1 pseudogene is annotated in these 220 nt (G+C 76.8%); it reads left to right on the top strand.

Annotated features, from left to right (window positions below):
• A pseudogene (locus BN358_RS26310) lies at positions 1-220 on the top strand (sulfate adenylyltransferase small subunit); the annotation flags it as partial.

Here is a 220-nt window from a genome sequence, read left to right as displayed (position 1 = left end):
GGGGATGTGGCTGGCCGTGGGGCCCTACAGCGCACCGCGCGAGGGTGAGTCCGCCCGCACGCTCCGGGTGCGCTACCGCACCGTGGGCGACATGTCCTGCACGGGCGCGGTCGCCTCGTCGGCCGCCGACGTGGACGCGGTGCTCGCCGAGGTCGCAGTCACCCGCATCACCGAGCGCGGCGCCACCCGCGCCGACGACCGGCTCACCGAGGCCGCCATG

The sequence above is a fragment of the Sedimentibacter sp. B4 genome, assembly GCF_000309315.1.
Taxonomy (GTDB): Bacteria; Bacillota; Clostridia; order Tissierellales; family Sedimentibacteraceae; genus Sedimentibacter; species Sedimentibacter saalensis.
The sequence above is the reverse complement of the archived record's forward strand: the minus strand, read 5'-3'. Positions and strand labels throughout refer to the sequence as shown.